We start from the raw sequence: 21,094 nt of genomic DNA, 5'->3' as shown, positions 1-21,094 counted from the left end.
ACTATCAGTAATTTCGTTACAGCTCCTGAACCGCTTCCAGTTCATCGACGACCACCAACGCCACCATGGCGTCAAGCGGTTGTGCCAGGTCATCAGCATCGCCAGGTCCAGTTACCACCACTGGCGCGCCACCGCCCCGCACCGGGCGGCCCGGGCGGCCGACGACGCCCGCCCGGGCCGCCCGCATCAGGGTGATTCACCGCGAGTCGGCCGGCACCTACGGCGCCCTGCGGATCACCGCCGAACTGCGCGGTACCGGGCATCCGGTCAATCACAAGCGGGTCGCCCGCATCATGCGCCAGGCCGGCCTGGCCGGGCTGCGGCTACGCCGCCGACACCGCACCACTCTCGCCGACCCCACCGCGGCCGAGGTCCCGGACCTGCTCGAACGCGACTTCACCGCCCAGGCACCCAATACCCGCTACGTCGGCGACATCACCTACCTGCCCGTCACCGACGGCACATTCCTCTACCTGGCCACGGTGATGGACCTGTGCTCGCAGCGCCTGGTCGGCTGGGCGATCGCCGAGCACATGCGTGCCGAGCTGGTCGTCGACGCCCTGCACGCCGCCCGGCGCACACGGGGCAGCCTGACCGGGGCGGTGTTCCACAGCGACCACGGAGCCCAATACGGCTTCCGGGCGTTCGCCGACGCCCGCCGGACCGCCGGGGTGATCCAGTCCATGGGCGCGATCGGCAGCTCGGCCGACAACGCCGCCGCCGAGAGCCTCAACGCCTCCTTCAAACGCGAAACCCTCCAAGGCGTCCGAACTTGGGACGGTGCAAGGGAAGCACGACTGGCTGCGTTCGGCTGGTTGCACCGCTACAACACCCGACGACGCCACTCCCACCTCGGCCAACCGTCCCCGATCGACTACGAGAACAGCTTCACCTCGACGCCCGCTACGCTGACCAACGCCGCATAACCCCGTGTCCAACATCCGGGGTGAAGGCCCCCTGCCGGGGTGGTGCCAGGTTCAGCGGCTGCTCCGAAGGATTGCTCTGATCATGATCAGGACACTCAGGGCGATCGACCCACCCACCCCGCCGACTACCCAGGCCCGGATGGCGTCTGGGACCAATACCAGTACGCCGCCGAGCGCCGCGAGGATGGAGAAGAGCGTGAAGCCGAGACTCACCAAGAGCTTGTTCGCCCGTCGAGTGCGCTCATCGCTTGCCAGTACGTAGTGCACGAGATGGACGAGCGCGGTGTTGTTCGGCTTGCGCATGGGCGTCAGCCTGCCCATGCTCATCACGATGTCCTGGTCCCTGGGACCAACCGGATCGTCGAGAGTCGAGGTCGTTGGAGGGGCCGGTGCTTCGCCCGCAAGGTAGTCGTCTGCCAGCCCTGACGCCGTTGGCTTCGTGAGAACCTGTGGCTGTCTCAATTCGCGTAAGCGGTCCATGACGATGTCGGTGTGCATCGGCGAAAGGTTGCAGGCTTGCAAGAAGGCTACGACCTGGTCGGGTTTGCTCGGCAGGGCCGCGCGCTTGACGTCCACCAGCGCGTAGGCCTGGCTACGCGGTATACCGGTCTTCACCGCGATCTGCCCACAACTGAGCCCGGCCTCACGACGTATGCGATCGAGCATCGATCGGAACTCCGCAGCAGAATCCGCCCTTAGCACAGACCGCTGAACGGTCAGGTACTTGCTACTCGTCACTGGCCCGATCCTGTCGGCTCATCCGTGGCGAGCGTGCCACCTGAGGCGACGGCGCGGCGGGGGAAGCGCCGCCCAGCACGGCGAGCAGCTCGGTGATCCGCCGTATTCCCTTGGGCGCTGAGATCGCCAAGGTGAAGATCGCCAGGCTCGCGGCTGAAGTGGTGACTGCGGAGGGTACCGAGTAGTCCTCGTACCGCGACAGGTACCAGGCGGCGGCGAACGCCAGGCACAGAGCAGGAGCATCGGCCCAGTTGAACCGACCGCCCGTTTGCGAATGATCTTGTTGGGGGCGCACGTGGTGCCCTTCTGTGGGAACAACGCATCCTCCACGAGTAGGAGGTACGCGCGTTGGTTGTGGTAGCGGTGAGTCTTTGGCCTGGTGATGTCGCATGGACGGCTGGAGACCGTCGGCTAGCGGCACCCAATCGGGTTACGAGCTGGATTTGACCACAACGCACAAGTGGGTGGCCAGGGGTGTGGTCGCCATGGGTGTCCATCGCGGCTCGCGATGTCCACACGGACAAAAGCCTCGGACGGCGACGTGCCGTCCGAGGCCGGAAGCTGGTGGCGGAACCCGTCTCCAGCGAGAACCGCCAAAACCCTGTGCTCAACCGCTACCAACAGAAGGGCCAGGGAGCACCGGTCGAACTCGCCAACCAGCGCCGCCCGCCATCGTAGAGTCATCGCGTGTGACCTGCTTCACACATAGATGGTCACGCTGGTTCGCACGTCTGAGCTGCTTGTTTCCCTGTCACGTGGATTCGAGTGGTGTACATAGATGTATCTCGACCCTGCCGTAGACACGCGCTTGTCGGAGGATGTCTTGCTCGACGGAGAAGACCCCGGCATCGGCGCGCTGGCCGAAACTCTGAGGCGCTCGTGATGCCGGGGTCCAGGTCACGCAGCGCCCATAACCGCTGAGTGTCAGTTCGCGGTTCCCTCGCATGATTTTGGGTAGATGGCCGGGGTTCGCACGTCCGCCGGTGGCGTAGTGGTGCTGCCGCCGACTTCCAGCACCACCCTCCGAACTCGGGGCAGCAGGAGCAAGGAGACCCAGCCCCCTTATGGCACGCACGTGGTACTACTGCAGCAACAGGCGGCGCCGCTGAGGTGAACCACCCGGCAGACAGCCCAACAACGGGATGTACAGCTCCCGCTTGGCCCGATCGTCCTCGACCGGACCGCAGGTGTCACGCCACCACGCCTGAAGGTTCTTCCACCACGGCCGGCCGCCGCCGAAACGCCAGCGAGCGCTCTCTTCTCCTTGCTCGGAGCTGGGGACGGGGTCCGTACGTTCCCGGACGCAGGGTCGAGTCGCGGAGCATGATCTGCTCACCTCAGGCAGAGCATCTCGAAGGCGGGCGATACGCCGTGCCCGCCTCGATGAACTGCGGATAGATACGGACCTCGCTCGTGTACCTGGACCAGGTCTGGCTAATGCCGACGTCGTCAGCTTTGATTGCCTTCCGTCGATGACCTATTGAATCGAAAGTGATCGGTTGCCTGTAGGCTGACCGGTTGGTTGAGATCGAGGGTGCGCACCGGTTGTCGCCTGCGGAGCAGGAGGTTCTGCGCTTGCGGGTGGTCACGGCGCTGGAGTCCGGGCAGGTGGAGGGCTACAAGCAGGCGGCGGAGGTGTTCAGGGTCTCGGTGCGGTCGGTGGGCACCTGGTGGCGCGCCTACCGACAGGAGGGCGCGACGGCCTGGCGACCCGCCAGGGGCGTCCCGGTCCCGCCGAGCTGATCAGTGCGGAGGACCGAGGCACGCTATTTGCGGCGATGGCCGACTACGCCCCCGAGGAGTTGCTGATCGGCGGCCCGCTGTGGACCCGCCCGGCGGTGGTCGAACTGATCCGCCTGGTCGTCGGCGTGGCCATGACCGAGCAGGGTGTCGGGTTGTGGTTGCGCCGCCACGGCTTCACCCCGCAGCGCCCGGCCTGCCGAGCCTACGAACAGCAGCCCCCGCGGTGCGGGACTGGCTGGACCGGGAGTATCCGGCGATCGAGGCACGCGCGAAGGCGGAGGGCGCGGCGATCGCCTGGGTCGACCAGTGCGGGCTGCGCTCCGATGCCTCACCGCCCGGCCGGTCCCGGGCGCCCCAGGACCGCACGCCGATCATGCGGGTGAGCGGGAAACGCCTGCGGGTCAACGTCATGTCCGCGGTCGCCTCACGCGGCGCGCTGTGGTTCACCGTGTTCACCGAACGCTTCACCGCAACCGTGTTCACCACCTTCCTCGACCGCACCGCCCGCCAAGCCGACCGGAAGGTCCACGTCATCGCAGATCGGCACCCGGTCCACCGCAGCAAGGCCATCCGCGCCTGGTTGGAGGCCAACACCGAGCGGATCGAACTGCACCTGATGCCCGGCTACAGCCCCGAACTGAACCCCGACGAGTTGCTCAACGCCGACTTGAAACGCAACGTCAACGCCTCACGCGCCCGCAACGTCGACCGCCTCGCCCACGAAACCCGACGGTTCCTACGCCGCCGCCAACGCCAGCCACACCTCGTCCTCAGCTACTTCCGAGCCCCGCACGTCCGCTACGCCATCATGTAGGCAACCGAACACTTTCGATTCAAATAGCTGTGTCACCCCGGCCTGGGTGCAGGCCGGGGTGACACAGCGGGGGTCGGGCTACGCGGCGGGTGCGCCCCGCTTTCCGCTACTTCCCGTGCTTCAGCAGTTCCTCATCCGATCGACCGGTGTCCAACTTCCGTCGGGGTCCCAGCTGCGCGCCGGCAGCGTCCGGTGGATGACTTTGCCAGCATCGTTCATCATCTTCGCCACGGTGCCCTTCGTCTGGTTGTTGTCCCACGAGCCCGGACCCACCCATGATTCGGGGATGTCGTGCACCCTGCACGCGTACATGTCGATGTGCGAGCCGGTGAACGACTTCCCCCGATACGCGCAGAAATGTCGGTAGTCCGCATAGCCGCCGTCGCAATTCGCGTCGAGGGCTCCGGGACCGATCTGGCGCGGCTGCGCCTCGCCGGGCAGCGCGATCCTGATGGTGGCCCCGTCGAGTTCGATCCGGTTCAACGCGACCTGTTTGCCGCCGAGTTCCCTCAAGTATCCGTCGGCCTCGGCCTGCAGTGTTCCAATCTGGTCGGCGGTCAACCCGACTGCGGTCCCCTGAGCGGCAAATTTCCGGTCGACGTCGGTCGTGGCGGTGGCCGCTGCAACCCCGGCGACGCACAACACCACAGACAACAACACTACGCCTAAGAATCCCGTACGACGCATGCGACACTCCTTCCGATTTGTGATTTTCTAGGCTCCGCCATGCTGGCCGGCTGAGGAGTTTTACCGCCTCAGTCGGCCAGCACGGCTCGTCGGGGTTCCGGGAACCCCCGTTATTCCCTGCCCGGAGGTCCGACGTGGTCCGGTGATTCCTTTTCCGATACCGGAGCCTGCGACACCGTGGCAGATGGGAACTGAAGGACTCCTGTAGAGGCCTGAAGCGGATTTCAGGGACAGGAGGCGGCGACTGCGCCATGGTGGAGGCATGCGGGTACTGGTGGTGGAGGATGATCGGCGCATGGCCGGACTGCTCGTCCGCGGGTTTGTCGCCGAGAATTTCGCGGTCGACGTGGAATACAACGGCTCCGACGGCCTGTGGCGGGCGACGGAGCACGCCTATGACGTGATCGTGCTGGACGTGATGCTCCCGAGGCTCAACGGGTATCGGGTGTGCGCACGACTACGGGCCGCCGGGGTGTGGACACCGATCCTCATGCTCACGGCCAAGGACGGCGAACTGGACGAGACCGAGGGCCTGGACACTGGTGCCGACGACTACCTGACCAAGCCGTTCTCCTACCAGGTGCTGGTCGCCCGACTACGGGCGCTCGTACGCCGCGGCGGCACCGCCCGCCCTGCCGTGCTGCGGGCGGGGGACCTGGAGCTGGACCCGGCCGCACGGACCTGCCGCCGCGGCCAGGAGGTCATCGCGCTGACCGCCAAGGAGTTCGCGGTGCTGGAGTACCTACTCCGCCGCCAGGACTTGGTGGTGACCAAATCCGAGATCGTCGCCGGCGTGTGGGACGAGGCCCGTGAACCGGACCCGAATCTGGTCGAGGTCTACATCAGCACCCTGCGCCGCAAGATCGACGCACCGTTCCACCGACACACCATCACCACAGTCCGCGGCGTCGGCTACCGCATAGACAACCACCAAGGAGGATCCACGTGAACCGACAGGCACCGTCGTCGCGTGGGTTGCGTCGGCGCGTGACCACGATCGCCACCACTGTGACCGCCATCCCCGTCCTCGCCGTGGCCGTGCTCGCCACAGTCTTCCTCCAGGCCCAGGCAATGCGGTTTGACAACGCGCCGGTGATCGATATCGGCATCTGCGTCGAAGTGTGGGCGACCGAGGAGGATCCGAAGAAAATGCCCACAGGTGTCTGCGCTCTCAACAACGGTGTCGTGGAGATGGACTGGAGAGAAGTCGGCAACCTGACTTCCAACAGGATCACCTACAAGGACAAAGCCACTGCCATCCGTGCCTCCTACCACTCTACGGCATTGATTCCGCAACTGTCGCTCTGGCCCTTCAACGAGCCTGAAAGAATGACCTACAGGGCGGTCACGGACACAGGTATGGCTTCTGACCCGCTTCCCCTCTCCGGGATACCCGGAGCTGGTATCCCGAAGGGGAAATACCTACCTGCGTTCTCCGAGATAGAGCAGGATGCGGCGAAGCGCCGCGCCCTGCTCGCGCAGCCGCAACGGACCCTCAACCTCCGGGTGTTCTCCCTGGCGAGCGGAGCGTTGTTGCTGATCGGCCTGTTCGGATGCGTGGTGCGTATCGCGGTCGGGCGGGTGTTGCGGCCGGTGGAGGCCATCCGGCGCGAGATGGCCGACATCACCGAGCACGACCTGGCCCGCCGCGTCCCCGTGCCCGCTGCCCGCAACGAGATCGCGGCGTTGGCCACTACGGTCAACGCGACACTGGACCGACTGGAGGTCGCCGTGGAGGACAACCGGCGCTTCGTCGCCGACGCCTCCCACGAACTGCGCAGCCCGATCGCCGCGCTGCGGGCCGAACTGGAGATCGCCACCGCCCACCCCGGCCTGACCGACTGGCCCGCCGTGGTCGACGCGGCCCTGGCCGACACCGACCGCCTGCAACAACTGGCTACCGACCTGCTCCTGCTCGCCCGCCTCGACCACACCCCCACAGCGGGCCACGAGGCGACCGTCGACCTCACCGCCCTCGTTCACGACCACACCGCGCGCCGCCGCACCCGGCACACCTTGATCACCGAGCTGCCCGACCACCCGACACCCGTACGTGGCAGCCGCGCTCTGCTCAACCGCCTACTGGGCAACCTGCTCGACAACGCCGAACGCCACGCCACCACGACCATCGACATCCGCCTGACCACCACCGACCATCGCGTGGTCCTCGAAGTCCAAGATGACGGCCCCGGCATCCCACCCGAAGACCGCGAACGCGTCTTCGACCGCTTCACCCGACTCGACCACTCCCGCACCCGCGACACCGGCGGCACCGGACTCGGGCTGCCCACCGCCCGACGTATCGCCACCGCCCATCACGGCACCCTCTACGCCACCGACGGTCCCGCCGGTGGCGGTGCACGACTCGTCGCCGTTCTCCCGCTCCAGCCACACGGCACCCTGCGCACCACCGATACCGGCGCAGATCGTGCTCCATCACCACCATCCGTGAAACGGGGTACCGGTCGAGACCCGAACGGGCACCGGTGATGAAGACACGAGGACAGTCACTTCGGGTGATGGCGACGCTGGCCGTCACCACAGTGGTCGCCGTACCGCTCTTCGCCGCCACCGCCGTCGCCGTGATGTTCCTGCGCGCGCAGGCGGAAAGCTACGACTCGGCACCGGTCCGCCGGAACGCGCTGTGCGTCGGGGGAATCATCGCGGACTCGGTGCTCCACGACGTGCACCTGCCCGGCAGTCGGACAGGCGATGCGCCACGTGCTTCCTACGGTCACCGGTACGAACTCGGTGCCTACGCCCTGGCGACACGCCCCACGAGATCGGGCGACGTGGTTGTGCGGGGACTCCCGGACGCCGACAAGGTCTTGATCAGTGTCGCGAGTTACGACTCGACAGCCCATGTTCCGGTTCTGTCGATCTGGCCCTTCACCGACCCGGACGACACCGACTATAGGATCGTGCGGGATTCAGGCGAGACACTAACCTCCTACTTTCCATTGCAGCCGGAAGACGCCGAGGCGATCGCGGAAGCGCAACGCACCCTCAGCCCGCGGGTACTGATGCTGGCCGGTGGGTTCATCGGACTGTGCGCACTGGTTGGCGGAGCCGTGTGGACGGCGACCGGACGTCTGTTGCGCCCTGTAGAGGCAATCCGGCGAGAACTGGCCGAAATTACCGATAGCGACCTTGCGCGCCGGGTGCCGACGCCACGAGGACGCACGGAACTCACGAGACTGGCGGAAGCCGTAAACGCGACGCTCGGCAGACTGCAGATCGCGGCGGAGAACAACCGACGGTTCGTCGCCGACGCCTCCCACGAGTTGCGCAGCCCCATCGCCGCGCTGCGCGCCGAGCTGGAGATCGCCACCGCCCACCCCCGTCAAGCCGACTGGCCCGCGGTCGTCGACGCAGCCCTGATCGATACCGAACGCCTGCAACACCTCGCCGGCGACCTGCTCCTGCTCGCCCGCCTTGATCACACCACCACCATTGCCACCGCGGGCGCCGCTGGCGAGATCCTCGACCTGATCACCCTGGTCCGCGACCACACCGCCCGCCGTCGCAGCCGCCACGTCGTCACCGTCGTTTTGCCCGAACGCCCGGCGCGGGTGCACGGCCGCCGTGCTTTGCTGGAGCGCCTGCTGGGCAACCTGCTAGACAACGCCGAACGCCACGCCACCACAACCATCACCGTCCACGTGGCCGTCGCCGACGACCACGTGGTCCTGGAGGTACTCGACGACGGCCCCGGCATCTCACCAAGAGACGGCGAACGCGTCTTCAACCGCTTCACCCGCCTGGACGACGCCCGCACCCGCGACACAGGCGGCACCGGACTCGGCCTGCCCATCGCCCGACGCATCGCCACCGCCCACGCGGCAACCCTCCACGTCGCCGATCACCCCACCGGCGGAGCGCACCTGATCGCCACGTTCCCCGCAGCACCGTAGACGCCTGGCTAGTGGTTCACCGGTTCGACCTAACCGGGAATGGGTCTGTCTGGCTGTCGCTGCGGTAGTCGGTATTTTCCGCTGAGTAGGACCTTGGGCGTGTATGGTCCGTCGACCACTGGACCGATCCCGAACTCGCCCGAACTCGACGGGCACCTCCGTGAGCGCGGGGCTTTCTCAAGATCAGGGCCCGTCGACCGGTCGGGCCCGGGGTCGGGCGGGAGTGAGCGCTGTGAGTGATGACGTCTGAGCTTGTGAGTGCACGGTCGCGCGAGACCGGGACTGGGTGGTGGCTGTCGCCGGAACAGTCCGCCGCAGCGGTAAGGCCAGCGCTGACCGGCCAGGGTTGCCTGGACGAGCTGATCCCAGAGCGCGAGCCAGGCCCGTACCGCCGCAGGCTGCTGCTCATAGGCATGGCGAGCGGGGCTGTTAGGGGGAGTACGCCTAGTCGTTGTAACCGACAGACCTGACCGAAGGCGGCGAGAGGATGCGCCGAGGCCGACGACAAGTACCGCTGTACCTGGTCCAAGCCGTCGTCACCGACCACCACTACTGTCTTTCGGCGTGATCGATCGGCGGATCCTGGACATTCCAGTGAGTGCCTGTTGAGCCGGTACCGCTGGATGGCCTGGATCGGCCGTTTGGAACAGCACCACATCGAGAGCAGTCAACCTTCCCTGCGCTGTCGCAGGTTCGGCATGTGGAGCAGATGTAGACCCGAGGGCGGGCCCAGCAGGCGGACGCCAGCACGTCGTGTGACAGTTCCTTCTCTATGACGTGCTCGGGACCACCTGTTTGATCCTGGGCCTGCGGTGTGGACAGCACCGGGTACCTGTCGCCGCAGGAGACGCACAGGCGTGTCTCCCAGGTGCCGCCGCAGTTCCCGCAGACACAGTGGTAGGTCGAATTGTCCCGAGCCGAGAGGGTGCGACCCGGTCGGACCGACGGTTGCCGGCACAGCGGGCACGTGGTGAGGCTGAGCACCTGCAACCCTGCGGCCAAGAGATCGTTGGTGAGCTCTGCCGCACGCGTATTGGTCGCCGCGTTGCGCCGGTTGCCGTGCACCTGGTCGAGAGCTGCGATGGTCGCCCGTGCGATCGTCCCTTCCGTTACGTCGACGGGAGCCCGGTGGACCTCTAGAGCGCTCTTCGACGGGCGTACCCAGTCGAGCCGTTGTGCCATCGCCGACGATTCCTCACGGGACGCGGTCACAATGGGCGGATAGACCCGGTACAGGCTTCCGTCCACTGCCCAGCGCAGAGCGCGCGAGACGCGGTCCACACTGTCGATCTCCAAGGGGTTGACCGGAACCACGGCACAGATCCCACCATTGGACGGCGTTCGATAGCCGTGCGTCGCCTCCTGTAGATCCGGTGGGAGCACAACGCGCTCGTCACTGTTGCCTGGGTAGACCACCGCCACGGGGACACCGCCCACCGGGTTCGCACTCAACGCACCCGCGAGCGTCGTCCGCAATTCGCCGATGTCTCGCGCCGCCATGAGGCAGTGCGGGATCGGGACCACCCTCAACACCGGAGCACGGTCGCGGACCAGGGTGATGGACCCGTCGATGTCCCAGTCCAGCTCGACGAGCTCGTCACCGAGGCGGAACGCGACGACAGCCTCGCCGTGGCGAGGGCCGTTGGCACCCTCCACCGGCAGGAGACCGAGCCGCACGAGGCCTTGAATGACGAGGAGGGCGACGAACGTGTCGAAGCCGGCACACCAGTCTCGCAGCTGTCGGACACGGTCATCTTCGGTCGCGGTGTGTCCCTGTTCGCTCGCCCAGACTTCCCACAGCGACCCACATCGACGGTAGTGCGGATCGTTGACGAAGAGGTTGGTCCCGGGTACCCGGACTCCCGGGTTCAAGGGTTTCGCGACCCCGGTCCGCAGCGGGCTGCGCCCCAGTGATGAGATGTCCGCGCGCAGCGCCTCCGCTTGCTGGCGTGCTTGATCGAGCTCGTGGTCGAGGCGGACGTCCCGGAGCACCTGGCCGACGCGCTCGAACGCGGCCAGCCTCGTCTTCCAGGGCCGCGCGGACGCGTCGTCCAGGAAGCGCCGCACGTCCTCGAACATCGAGCGGATCCGGTTCAGCCGCAGCAGGCGTTCCGTGGCGTGCACCAGAAGTTCGTCGAGCAACATCGCGACGATCCGGTTCTCCACCAGCTCAGTGTCGGCGACGGTGATCTGCCCGAGGAGTCGATTGGGATGCACGCCAGTGCGCCCGCGGGCCGCCCACGTCTCGCTGTGCTGCGCCAAGTGTGTGATCGTCCTGGACGAGATCCGGCGGACCATGCTCACTGGCATGAGCTGGTGTTCGGTGCGCAGCCGGGTGTGGGGCGAGCGGCAGACCGCCGCGAGATCGCCGCGCCACTCGTCGAGCGCCTTCTCGATGCGGTGCGGTTTGAGTGTCTCCCGCACGTCGTCGCCGACCAGCAACGGCGACAGGTCGAGCCATCGCCGCAGCGACCGATTCGCCGGCTGCCGATCGATCAGTTCCCGGTGGAGCCGCACGACGTGGTCGACGAACGCTTGATCGGGAACTGCCCACTCCACGAGCGGTTCAGCGCCGGGCCAACCGTGCCGAGAACCGACGATGGGTTGCCACGCACCTGTGTCCCGCGTGCCGTAGCGACCGAGGACCAGTATTCCGGGAGATGGCTGGACATCGAGCCCGGTGAGCTTGTCGTGCACCGCCTCACCACCCGCCACGGTCGCGGATCTCCGCGTTCAGCAGCGCGGACGACTCTTCCGGCTGCCAGGCGTCCGCACCGAATCGTCCCCACTCGGCGTTCAGATGGTCGCGCAGGGTCTTCAACCTGTCGCCTCGGATCTCGACCCGGCCCCTGAGCTTGCGGAGGAGCTTGGTCGCGATCAGGTGGTCGGCGGCCTCGGCTGCGGACCCGCCCGACGCCACCACCACAGGGACGAAACGCTCCAACTGGCGGACCACCCGGGAACCGGCGGTCAACCCGAATTCGTCCCGGGTGAACTCCACCAGCTCGTCGAGGAATCCGCTCACGAACGTCGCTTCCTCGTGGTGCGCCCGCTGTGCCGCGGCGAACTGGTCTTCGAGCCCCCTGGTCGAGAAGGGGTCGATCGGCGACACCTGCTCCGCCTCGAAGCGCTCCGGCCGGGCGGGCAGCTCGGTGACGTGGGCGCGGTCGTACGTCTTGTCGGCGAACGCCACCGTGGTCTCGTCCTGGTTTGCCGTACCGATGAACCACACGTTGTCCGGGATGATGATCTTGTGGCCGTCCTCCAGCAGCCGGGGTGCCGGTTCAACCCGGCCGGTCATCAGTTCGAGGGCAAGCTTCTCTCGCTCTTGGGAGCGCCGGAGTTCCAGGACGTGCAGGACGTCGCTGAAGTACTGCTCAGGGTGGGACAGGTTCATCTCGTCGAGCACGATCAGAAACGGCTTGTTCACGTGCAAAGGCTGCTGGGCGCGGTACAGCGCCTTGGTGAACGCGCTTTCGTAGAACCTGCGCTCGAACGGGTTGTAGTAACCCATCAGGTCCTGTGGGCTGCGCCACTCGGCTGCCACAGGCGCCACGACGCACTCGGCGCCGATGGCTGCCGCGAAGTCGCGGGGGAAACTCGTCTTGCCGATGCCGCTGATCCCCTGGAGTAGGTGCAGGCGGCTCATTGCGAGACCACCGAGGAAGCAGCGCACGTCGTGCTCGGAGAAGTAACGGCCGCGCATCCCGATCCGGTGCCGGACGCGGTGAACGAGATCAGGTAGCGCAGGAGCACGTGCCGGGAGTCGGGGCGAGGCCTGCAGCTGGGGGTCGGCGTCCATCAGGATGCACTCCTGGAACGGGGACTGGCCCTCCTTGCGCTGCTGGAACTGGTCGATCTCCAGCCGCAGCTCGTCGTGTGCCGTCTTCAGCACCGCGTACCGCTGGTTGAGCGACTCGGTCACGAGCCGGTTGGTCTCGCGGTCGGCGACGCTGATCCGGTTCAGCTCCGCGCTGCGCTTCAGCTCGGCGTTGCGGCGGACAAGCTCCACGCGTTCGGATTCCAGTGCCTCCACGCGCCGCGCCAGCTCCGTGTAGCGCTCCTGGTCGAACGGCGTGGCATTGTCAACCTCCCGCTGGAGCCGCTCGTTCTCCAACCGCAGTCGTTGCAACTCCTCGGCCGCCTGCTCCGGCCGCTCGCCGAGCACCGCGTCGGCGGCACGCAGACGGGCGATCTCGGCGGCCCGCTGTTTGGAGAGCTCGTCCAGTGCCTCGAACTTCAACCGCCAGCCGTCCGCTTCGTGCGTCAGCCGGTCGAAATCGGTGCGGTACTCCTCTTCCAGCGCCATCCGCTGATCGGTTTCCCGCTGCCGCATGATCTGCTCGTGCGCAACGGCCTTCGACTCGGCCCGGCGAACTTCGGCTTCCCGCGTGGCCAACTGTGCTTCCGCCTCCGCCGCTCGGCGCTCCCGCTCCTCGATCGCGAACTCGGTCTTAGCGATCCTGGCGGCGGCGACCTCTTCGCGCTCGGTGAGTTTTCGCTCCAGCTCCGCCAACCTGCCGGCACGACGCTCCTCCCACGAGGCCCGGAGGTTGTCGAGTTCTTCTTCCAGCCTGCCTAACCGCTTCTCGCGCAGTGACGCGAACCCGGATTCAGCTTCGTCGCGCAAGGCGGTGAGCGTCGCCTCGCGTTCGTCGAGCGCCTTGCGATTCGCGGCGAGCTCGTTCCTTTCCGCGGTCAGCTCCGCCTTGGCCTCACGAATCGCGGCCTGCTCGGCCGTCAGCGACTCACGCTCTTTCGTCAGCCGATCGCCGGTTTCCTCCGACTGCCGCCTCCTCCGGTCGGCCAGCGCCTGTGCCTTGAGCGCGGCGTTGTACGCCGTTCGCAGGTCGGGGAGGCCGACTTCTTTGGTATGCGCTGGCTCCTCGACATCGGTCGGCAGGCCGAGTTCTCCGGCTGCTGCGGCTTCAGCCGCCGCGAGTTCGACCGCTTGGCGAGGCAGCGCACCGGGCGTGGCGGCCGTCGGCTGGCGTGCGGTGCCCGGCTGCCGACGTGTCGCGGCCATCTTGCGGTGGTTCTTGCCCACTGTGGAAAAGCTCCGTTTCAGTAGGTCTCGGGTGGGAGAAGGAGTGCGGCGCGCGCGGCTTCCACCGCCAGGTTCACGCTCCACTCGGTGCTGCCGATCGTCGCCAGATCACGAGCCGCGTGGGAACCGCTGTTGCGCAGCTTGCCGAGCGCGACGAGGTCCGTGGGCAGGTTCGGGCACTGCTTGGCGAGGTCACGTAGCGGATGACCGCTCAGGTGGGGGCTCAACGGGTCCGCGGCGCTGACGATCGCCCAGCACAGCAGCTCCCACACCTTGGTGCCTTCCTCAACCTTGGCCGGCCCGGACAGTAGAGCCGTGACGGAGCCTTTGTATTGCACCGGGAGATGGTTGAACCCCAGGTCGGTGGCCAGCTCGACCAGAACCTCCCAAGCCTGGTTGGTCACAACCTTCTCGAACCGCCCGCGACGATCGCGTCCGAGCACACCAGCGGGCCGACCTGACCACCCCTCCAGCGGAGGCAGGACTGCGGCGAAGCGTCGCAACAGGTGCTCGTACAGCCGGAACGCCTCCCGCCGCACCGCCTCCACTGCCGACGCCGAATCATTCCTCCCGGCCTGCTCGTGCACGTTCTTGAGCAGATCGGAGGTCAGCGGGTGCGTGAACAAGCCTTCGCCGAGCCGGTGCACCAGGTCGGCCTCGACGTGGTCGGCCCAGTCCGTCGACGCGGTCCGCAGCCGTTCCTGCAGCCGCATGGCCTCCTCGGACCGGACCTCGGCGAGCCAGGACGCGAACCGCTCGTCAGCGCTGCTGCGCACCCGCAGCAGCTGGCGGAGCATCGGACTGCGACCGAGGCCGAACGGGTCGGGTGGATCGTCACCGCCCGCGAGCGAGCCGCTGACGTCGAGCGAGCACAGCAGGTACTCCAGCTGCGGCTCACCGATGTCGACGACCCGGTGCACCTCCGGCAGGTACTCAAACCGCTCCACCTCGGAGAGCTCCTCTTCGGCGTGGACTCCGAACAAATCCGGCAGCTCTCCCTGAGCCTTCTCTCCGTGCTGCTTCGTTGCAACCACCCGATGCTGCGCGATCGCGTCGATAACGGCCTCCGGGCGGGGAAACCAGGTCACCGGCGTCGCGCAGTGGACTGCGGTCGCGGTGATCACGCGTGGGGCGCCGTGCCGACCGAGCCGGACGTTCACGAGCCCGTCGCGTTCGACCTCGACCGGCCGGAAGTGGAGCTCCCTTGCCGAACGTGGCCAGAGCTCACCCGAGAACGCGTCCTGGAAGACGTGGGTCACGAGCAGCTCAGGTGTTTCGGCGAGCTGTCCGGTGCGGTGCACACGGCGACCTTCGTCGGTGAGCTCGCGCGCGGCGGTCAACCGGCGGCTGTCGACCATCTGGTCCACGATGTGCTCGCACAGCTCGACGTGCAAACCGGTGTGGTCGGCGAGGGAGTCGCTGCGGCGGACGCCCACTTCGCACAGGGCCAGGATGACCCGTTCGAAGATGTCGATCTTGCGGATTACCTGGGTCGGCGCGATCACCCTGTGCACGAGCACTGGCCACAGCAGGAACTCGACCTCGTCACCTGGGTCGTGGTGCACCAGGACGGTGCGGCTATCGAGTCGCACGGGGCACCTCCGCTGGCCGGACCAGCCCCGCCGCATCGTCACGGCATAGCCGCCAGAAGTTGGTCAGGCGCTCGGCTTCCGGAGGCGCCAGACCCTCTCGGACCATCGCCTCGTCTCCTACCACGACCAACAACCTCTTCTGCCTGCTAGTGGCGACGCACAGGCGGTTGGGTGACAGGACGTGCCCGTAGCGCCGCCCGATCGTGCCGTGCAGATCATTTGGCCTCGGGGTCGGGCTGGACCGGGTGAGCGACAGCAGCACCACGTCGAACTGCTTGCCCTGGAAGGCGTCCACGGTGCCGACCTGAACCCGGTCTACCCGCTCGCCCGCGCCGTTCCGGGCGGCGAGCCCAACCGGCTCCCATCCGCTGTCGGTCCGCTCCACCAGCCCGAGGAGGACCAGCTCCGAGTTGATGAGCTGTACCTGCTGGGAGTAGAAGCTGATCACGCCGAAAGTAAGGTCGCGGTCGGCATCGAGCAGCCTGGCGAGTTCTGCGGCCACTACCTTGGCCTCGGCCGGCCGACTCTTGCTCGTGCGCCCCTGCTCGCCGCCTCGCTCGTGGGGAACGTCCAGCCAGGCAGCGCAGACGTTTCCGTACCCCGGTAACGAGTGGACGAAGTCTCCGGCGGGCCGGGGCGAATCCAGAGCCGATTCGTAGAAGTTGTCGCTGACGTACTTACCGAGCACGGGGTGCATCCGGTACTGCGCGTTGAGGGTGCACGCCCGAGGCGACTCCTCGTTGCTGAACAATCGGAAGAGCCGTTCGAACAGGCTTTCCTCCAGCAGTGCTGCCCACTCCTGCTCGCGCAGCTTGAGCTCGCGCTCCACATCGGGTTCGAGCATGTGCGGCAACTGCTTGTGGTCGCCGACCAGCACGATCCGTCGTGCTGCCATGGACAGCGGGATAATCAGGTCGAGAGGGTTGGCCCTGGCCGCCTCGTCGACGATGACCGTGTCGAACTCGACGCGGGCATCGTGCTCCAGCTGTCCGAGCTGCTTGGCCTCGCGGATCTTGCGTGAGTCCGCCTGCTGGCAGGTCGTGCCAAGCGAGGTCGTGTAGAGGCTGAGCGTCGCGAGCACTGACTCCGGGTCGCTGTTCAGGTCTTCCAGGTAGTCCAGCAACGCGGTCTGCACACCTGACGCGGGCGTGCGGGCGTGCTCGGCCAGGTCCCGGCGGATGTCCTGGAACAATTCGAGCACATCCTCGCGGGCCGTCGGCCGGGCGAGCGTCGTCGCTCCGCCGCCGAGCAGATCGAGTAGTAGTCCCCGGGCGTGGGCAAGCTCGTCGAGGAAGTCCGGTGTCGTGTCGGCGGTCCATTCGGAGGCTCGCCGCACGACGTCGACGATGTCCGGATCGAGTCCGGCGAACTCGGAGGTGTCCAGCAGCAACGACAGTTTCGTCGCTACCCCCGGACCGTCGTCCCCGAACGACACCGGCAGGTAGCGCAGCGCCGTGACGGCACGACGCATGCTCTCCACGCGTGCCGACGAGCCCAGCGCCGCAGATCGGCGCACCGACGAAAAGGCGTCGCTCAGGTCGTCCAGTCGGCGTGCGACGTCGTCTGAGAGCAGGCCTGTCACCTGTGCGCGCAGCCCGTCGAGCATCTTTGCGGTGTCGGGTGTGTTGAGCGGCGCAATGCGGTACGCGGTGGCGGCGCGGGCCACAGCCCTCGTCGCCAGGGCGAGACCGCCGTCCGAACTCTGTTCGAGGCGGAGTCGGAGGTGCTCCACGGCGTCATGGCGCCACGTCTCGAGGTGCGTGGTCGACCCGCGGTTCTGTGAGTCGAGCTTCATCGCGGGCAGGTCCCACACCTTGGTCCGCTCGACCAGGTTGTCGACCGCCGCGTGCTGGTAGCTGGTCAGCATCATGCTGCGGCTCATTACCGCGGTCGATCGGCCCAGTTCGGCCAATCGCACCTGGAGCGCTGCGATCAGCTCCGTCTTCCCGGTACCGGGAGGACCTTGGATCACGGCGAAGTCCGGGGTGTTCACGGCGATGTCCAGGGCGATCTTCTGGGCGTCGTTGAGCTTGCCGTCGAAGACCTTGCGCACGCCTTCGCTGATTGCCGGCTGCGGCCGCTGTCGGGGGCCCCGCTTGGGTTCCCCCTCCAGCACCGCGAGCAGGTTGCCCATCGGGTTCAGGCCGCGGCGGACGCGCTCGATCGCGCGTTGCCGGCGCTGGAGCCTGCGGTAGTCGCCGCGGAAGGACTTGAAGAGGAATCCGGCGTGTGGCAGGTCGTCCGGATTCCCCTCGTGCTCGCCCTCAGCGGTGGAATCGCCCCGCGACAGCATCTTCAGCTCGATGAACCGCCCTGGAATGTCAACGCGGTGCACCTCGCCGATCGGTTGCCGGCGCTGAAGCTCGTGCTGGAGCAGCCCTTCCGTCATCGTGCCCGACGGCCCGCCGAGCACTGCGGGCTTCGCCTCGCTCGCCTCCAGCTGCACGGGATCGGAGTCCCGGATGCCGGAGAGGTGGTGCAGCAGCGCGAGATCGGTGTCGGGCGCGATCTCGAAGCGGACGATGCCAAGGCTGGAGTCCAACCTCCGTCGCGACGAGTACTCCAGGTACCCCAGGGTGCGGACCTCTCGCAGAGCCTGCTCGTCCTCGATCCGCTGGTACTCCTCCCACCGCCGCAGGAAGGACTGGCCGGGAGCAGCGTTGCCGAGCCTGGTGACCCGGGCGCGCAGGTCATGCTTGAGCTCGGTGGCCGTGGACTTGTCCACCAAGCGCAGATCCACGTGCAGCAGCGCCAGTTCCGCGCCACGACCGGAGCTGACGCGACGCACCCTCGTGATCCACCACTCACCCTGTCGTTGGTCGAGGAAAGCCTCGAAGTCACGTCCGCGCAGCAGGCAGGCAACCGGCGAACTCAGGTCCTCCGCCGGTGGTGCGGTGGCGACGACGCGATTGGGCGCCGGCTCGCCAGGAGCGGCGGGGAGCAGCAACTGCTTAGCCAGCCAGTCGACCGCCTCGGTGGGAGTCTTGCCACTACCCAGGTCATACAGGCTCGTGATCGCGGCGTCGGTGACGCCTGCGGTCAAGTGCTCCCATAGGTGGGTCGCGCGGAAGCGGTGCGCTCGGATCTGCAGGCGCTGCTCACCGTGTCGCTGGGCGGGCAGGTGTTTGTGCACCACCGCAACCATGGCGCTGTAGCCACCCGTCAGCTGCCGCAGGATCGTGTCCGACCTGGAGTCGCAGGCCCGTGTCGGCCACTCCGCGATCGAACGCCGATCGGACCCGAAGATCGCCGCGGTGGTGCCGACCCCGTCGTCGGACAGCAGGACTTCACAGCCCGGGAGCCGATCAGAAGGCAGCCGTTCGGCCGGTCCGGTGATCCAGAGGAATTCCGACTCACCGCTGAGGTTGTCGGCAAGGGTCGGAGGTGTGATGGGAGTCGGCTTCATCGGACCTCCCTCGGGTTGCGGCTGACGCGGAACACGGTGTGCAGCTCGTCGGGATGGCCGAAGTGGAGGTCCCACGTGCCGGACGGGCTGTGTGGCAGCTGCCTGCGTTCGGACCGCTTGAGGGTGATGGACCTGGAGTGCTCCTGGTCGACCAACAAGACCGGGTGATGTCCGGTCCTGCGCACCTCGATGTCGCCATCGCCGTGCCAGACCAGCTCGGCCACCGGTTCCCCTGGGCTCACCCGTGACACCGCGCTCCCTCGGTCCAGGACAGGCAGCGCGCGTCGGGCGTCGACTGCAAAAGGCTTGCCGCGGGTGAGCACGACGATGTGGGAACGCGCGACCAAGCCCGCTACCGGGTCGGGCCCGGCCGCGCGGTGCGGCAGGTGGGCCATCATGTGGGCGAACATCAACGGAGGGCGGGGACGGCCCTCAGGGCACCACGAACAGGTGGCGTGGACGGCGTAGGCCGTAGTGCCGCAACCGGGGCACGTGTAGGTAAAGTCCGCAGCCCGCAGCAGCTGGTCACGCCACTCGGCGGCCGTGGGGCGTTTTGTCGGGTCGTTGAGTCCTGCCTCGAACGCCCGGCCCGCCAGCCGCTGCAACGCGCCGGTGAGGACCAGTCCGCGCCGCATGCCCTTGGACAACCTGTTTCGGTCGTCGGTGGGGTGATCGATCCACGGCATGCCGCCGGCATATGCCTTGTTCGCCAGTGCCGAGTCGTACCGGACGGCGTCACCGTCGAACGGGTGGTTGTTCACCAGAACGCGGAACACCACCACAGCCAGCGAGAAGAGGTCGCTGAGCGTGTCGTTGGCCTGCTCGCCGCGGACCACTTCGGGCGCTCCGAAGCCATGGGTATGTAGCGCGTGCGTCGAGCGGTCGGACTCCGCGCTGAGGTTGTCCGGATCGATCAGCCAGATGTGGTCGTAGGTGGCTGAACGGGGAACGAGGACATTCGCCGGGGACAGGTCGCAGTAGGCCATGGCCCGGGAGTGCAGTCGGTGCAGGGCGTCGGCCACATTGGCCAGGACGACGAGTCGGCGCCGCAGGCCACCGGTGTCGCGGTACCACGCGAGATTGTCACCGGTCCTGGGAAACTTGAACAGGCTTCCCAAGGAAACCATGTCCTCCAACAGCTCCATGATGTAGCCCGGAGGTCCATCGATGAGCGCTTGAGGCGTGGCCAGGGGGATGCCGTGCAGGTCGGTCCGGGCGATCCGGCGTAGGCGGGCACGCAACCCGTCACGCGCCGGCGGATCGGCGGACGTGAGGAACTTGGCTGCGGCGCGTCCGCCCTGCAACGACCAGACCTCTCCCTGGCCACCGCTGCCGATCTGCTCCTGGAGCACGAACTCGTTCTGCAGTTCGTCGCGCACCCGGACACCTGGGGCGAGGGTGAACGTGCTGTTGTTGGCGGTATAGGAAGTCATCTCAGTCGACAAGCCCTCGCAAGTCTTCGACGTCGAGCGCGCTCAAGTCGTCCGGCCGGGTGCTCCGTACCCTCGTGGAAATCGTCCTGGTCACGCTGCGGAAGAAGACGGACAGCTTCTCCACCTCCTCGGCATGCACCACGGGGTATGCGGGGTTGGCCACGAACGCGGCGAGAACTCGCTGCGACTCGGCGTCCGCGTCTGAGCCGATCGACACCGCGAGCCGCAGCGCTTGCCCCGCCTTGGTATCGAGCAGTTGCCGCAGCGGCTGTTCCCACGGGTCGGTCGGCTTCCCGTCCGACACGAGCACCAACGTCGGGAGGTATGCGTCGCGGGGCAGGAACACCTCGTTTCCCAGCAGGCCCGCGAGCACGGCGAAGGCTTCACCCATCGGGGTCCGGCCCGCGGCGCGGAGCTTGCTCCACCTCACGTCTGAAATGGGCGTAGGAGCGAGGTGCACCCTGGCCGCGGTGTCGGAGAAGGCGAGAACCGCGAGCGTGACCTCGGCGGTGCTGCTCTCCTCGACGGAGAGCGTGCGCACCATCGTCTCGATGGCTGTGTTCAGGGTCTCGATCTTGTTGTCCTGGCCCATGCTGCCGCTGGCGTCGGCAAGCACCACCACAGGCAGCGGACGCGGTCGCTGGATTCCGGAGAACGGCGTGTCGGTGTTAGTGTCGTACAAATCTCTACTTCTCCAGGTGCTCTTGCCGCCTCGGTCCACCCCGTGCGGAACAGGTCAGGATCCAAGACTGCGTCCAGTTTAACAATCCTACGAATGGACTAACGTAGATCCG

At 67.1% G+C, this 21,094-nt stretch carries 13 protein-coding genes and 2 pseudogenes; 7 read left to right on the top strand and 8 right to left on the bottom strand.

What is annotated here, in order from left to right; genetic code table 11:
* Positions 1-22: 22 nt before the first annotated feature.
* Positions 23-926: pseudogene (locus AB0G01_RS28895) on the top strand (IS3 family transposase); the annotation flags it as partial.
* A gap of 51 nt (positions 927-977) precedes the next feature.
* Here the strand turns inward: AB0G01_RS28895 and AB0G01_RS28890 are convergent.
* On the bottom strand, positions 978-1,664 hold the full coding sequence (locus AB0G01_RS28890) for a hypothetical protein (protein WP_360951698.1): 687 nt from the start codon (positions 1,662-1,664) through the stop codon (positions 978-980).
* Between the two features lie 1,518 nt (positions 1,665-3,182).
* Between AB0G01_RS28890 and AB0G01_RS28885 the strand changes: the two genes are divergently transcribed.
* From AB0G01_RS28885 to AB0G01_RS28875, 3 genes and pseudogenes are all read left to right on the top strand, one after another.
* The gene (locus tag AB0G01_RS28885) at positions 3,183-3,407 is read left to right on the top strand and encodes a helix-turn-helix domain-containing protein (protein WP_360951695.1); all 225 of its coding nucleotides are present in this window, start codon (positions 3,183-3,185) and stop codon (positions 3,405-3,407) included.
* Positions 3,408-3,442: 35 nt separating this feature from the next.
* Positions 3,443-3,613: pseudogene (locus tag AB0G01_RS28880) on the top strand (winged helix-turn-helix domain-containing protein); the annotation flags it as partial.
* 17 nt (positions 3,614-3,630) lie between these two features.
* The gene (locus AB0G01_RS28875) at positions 3,631-4,221 is read left to right on the top strand and encodes an IS630 family transposase (RefSeq protein WP_360951692.1); all 591 of its coding nucleotides are present in this window, start codon (positions 3,631-3,633) and stop codon (positions 4,219-4,221) included.
* Between the two features lie 120 nt (positions 4,222-4,341).
* Here AB0G01_RS28875 and AB0G01_RS28870 read toward each other — a convergent pair whose 3' ends face one another.
* Positions 4,342-4,908: a hypothetical protein gene (locus AB0G01_RS28870; RefSeq protein ID WP_360951689.1), complete on the bottom strand. Its 567-nt coding sequence runs from the start codon at positions 4,906-4,908 to the stop codon at positions 4,342-4,344.
* A 262-nt stretch (positions 4,909-5,170) separates the two neighbouring features.
* Here AB0G01_RS28870 and AB0G01_RS28865 point away from each other — a divergent pair, with 262 nt between their 5' ends.
* The 3 genes from AB0G01_RS28865 to AB0G01_RS28855 are packed head-to-tail and all read left to right on the top strand — an operon-like array spanning position 5,171 to position 8,822.
* The gene (locus tag AB0G01_RS28865) at positions 5,171-5,857 is read left to right on the top strand and encodes a response regulator transcription factor (RefSeq protein WP_360951686.1); all 687 of its coding nucleotides are present in this window, start codon (positions 5,171-5,173) and stop codon (positions 5,855-5,857) included.
* Between the two features lie 38 nt (positions 5,858-5,895).
* Positions 5,896-7,398, top strand: a complete 1,503-nt coding sequence (locus tag AB0G01_RS28860) for a HAMP domain-containing sensor histidine kinase (protein WP_360951683.1) — start codon at positions 5,896-5,898, stop codon at positions 7,396-7,398.
* Positions 7,399-7,427: 29 nt separating this feature from the next.
* Positions 7,428-8,822 carry a HAMP domain-containing sensor histidine kinase gene (locus AB0G01_RS28855; RefSeq protein ID WP_360951680.1) on the top strand — a complete coding sequence of 465 codons (1,395 nt, stop codon included), beginning with the start codon at positions 7,428-7,430 and terminating at the stop codon, positions 8,820-8,822.
* A 549-nt stretch (positions 8,823-9,371) separates the two neighbouring features.
* Here AB0G01_RS28855 and AB0G01_RS28850 read toward each other — a convergent pair.
* The 6 genes from AB0G01_RS28850 to AB0G01_RS28825 are packed head-to-tail and all read right to left on the bottom strand — an operon-like array spanning position 9,372 to position 20,982.
* The gene (locus AB0G01_RS28850) at positions 9,372-11,519 is read right to left on the bottom strand and encodes a DUF2357 domain-containing protein (RefSeq protein WP_360951677.1); all 2,148 of its coding nucleotides are present in this window, start codon (positions 11,517-11,519) and stop codon (positions 9,372-9,374) included.
* Between the two features lie 4 nt (positions 11,520-11,523).
* A complete protein-coding gene (locus tag AB0G01_RS28845) occupies positions 11,524-13,869 on the bottom strand; it encodes an AAA family ATPase (protein WP_360951674.1) in 2,346 nt (781 codons plus the stop codon).
* Between the two features lie 17 nt (positions 13,870-13,886).
* Positions 13,887-15,461: a hypothetical protein gene (locus tag AB0G01_RS28840; protein WP_360951671.1), complete on the bottom strand. Its 1,575-nt coding sequence runs from the start codon at positions 15,459-15,461 to the stop codon at positions 13,887-13,889.
* Entirely contained in the window at positions 15,448-18,867 is a 3,420-nt protein-coding gene (locus AB0G01_RS28835) for an AAA domain-containing protein (RefSeq protein ID WP_360951668.1), read from the bottom strand. Before AB0G01_RS28835 ends, AB0G01_RS28840 begins: the two co-directional genes overlap by 14 nt.
* Positions 18,864-20,246, bottom strand: coding sequence for a hypothetical protein (locus AB0G01_RS28830; protein ID WP_360951665.1), 1,383 nt, complete (start codon positions 20,244-20,246; stop codon positions 18,864-18,866). Before AB0G01_RS28830 ends, AB0G01_RS28835 begins: the two co-directional genes overlap by 4 nt.
* Before the next feature lie 55 nt (positions 20,247-20,301).
* Complete coding sequence (locus tag AB0G01_RS28825; protein WP_360951662.1) at positions 20,302-20,982, bottom strand: VWA domain-containing protein; 681 nt, start codon at positions 20,980-20,982, stop codon at positions 20,302-20,304.
* Between the last annotated feature and the right edge of the window lie 112 nt (positions 20,983-21,094).

Source organism: Actinosynnema sp. NPDC023587 (genome assembly GCF_040640215.1).
Taxonomy (GTDB): Bacteria; Actinomycetota; Actinomycetes; order Mycobacteriales; family Pseudonocardiaceae; genus Actinosynnema.
This window is presented reverse-complemented; position numbering and strand designations above follow the sequence as displayed.

Bases quoted from the DNA above. Each gene is read 5' to 3' on its own strand.
- AB0G01_RS28855 (WP_360951680.1), top strand. From the start codon at position 7,428: ATGGCGACGCTGGCCGTCACCACAGTGGTCGCCGTACCGCTCTTCGCC.
- AB0G01_RS28865 (WP_360951686.1), top strand. From the start codon at position 5,171: ATGCGGGTACTGGTGGTGGAGGATGATCGGCGCATGGCCGGACTGCTC.
- AB0G01_RS28835 (WP_360951668.1), bottom strand. From the start codon at position 18,867: ATGAAGCCGACTCCCATCACACCTCCGACCCTTGCCGACAACCTCAGC.
- AB0G01_RS28870 (WP_360951689.1), bottom strand. From the start codon at position 4,908: ATGCGTCGTACGGGATTCTTAGGCGTAGTGTTGTTGTCTGTGGTGTTG.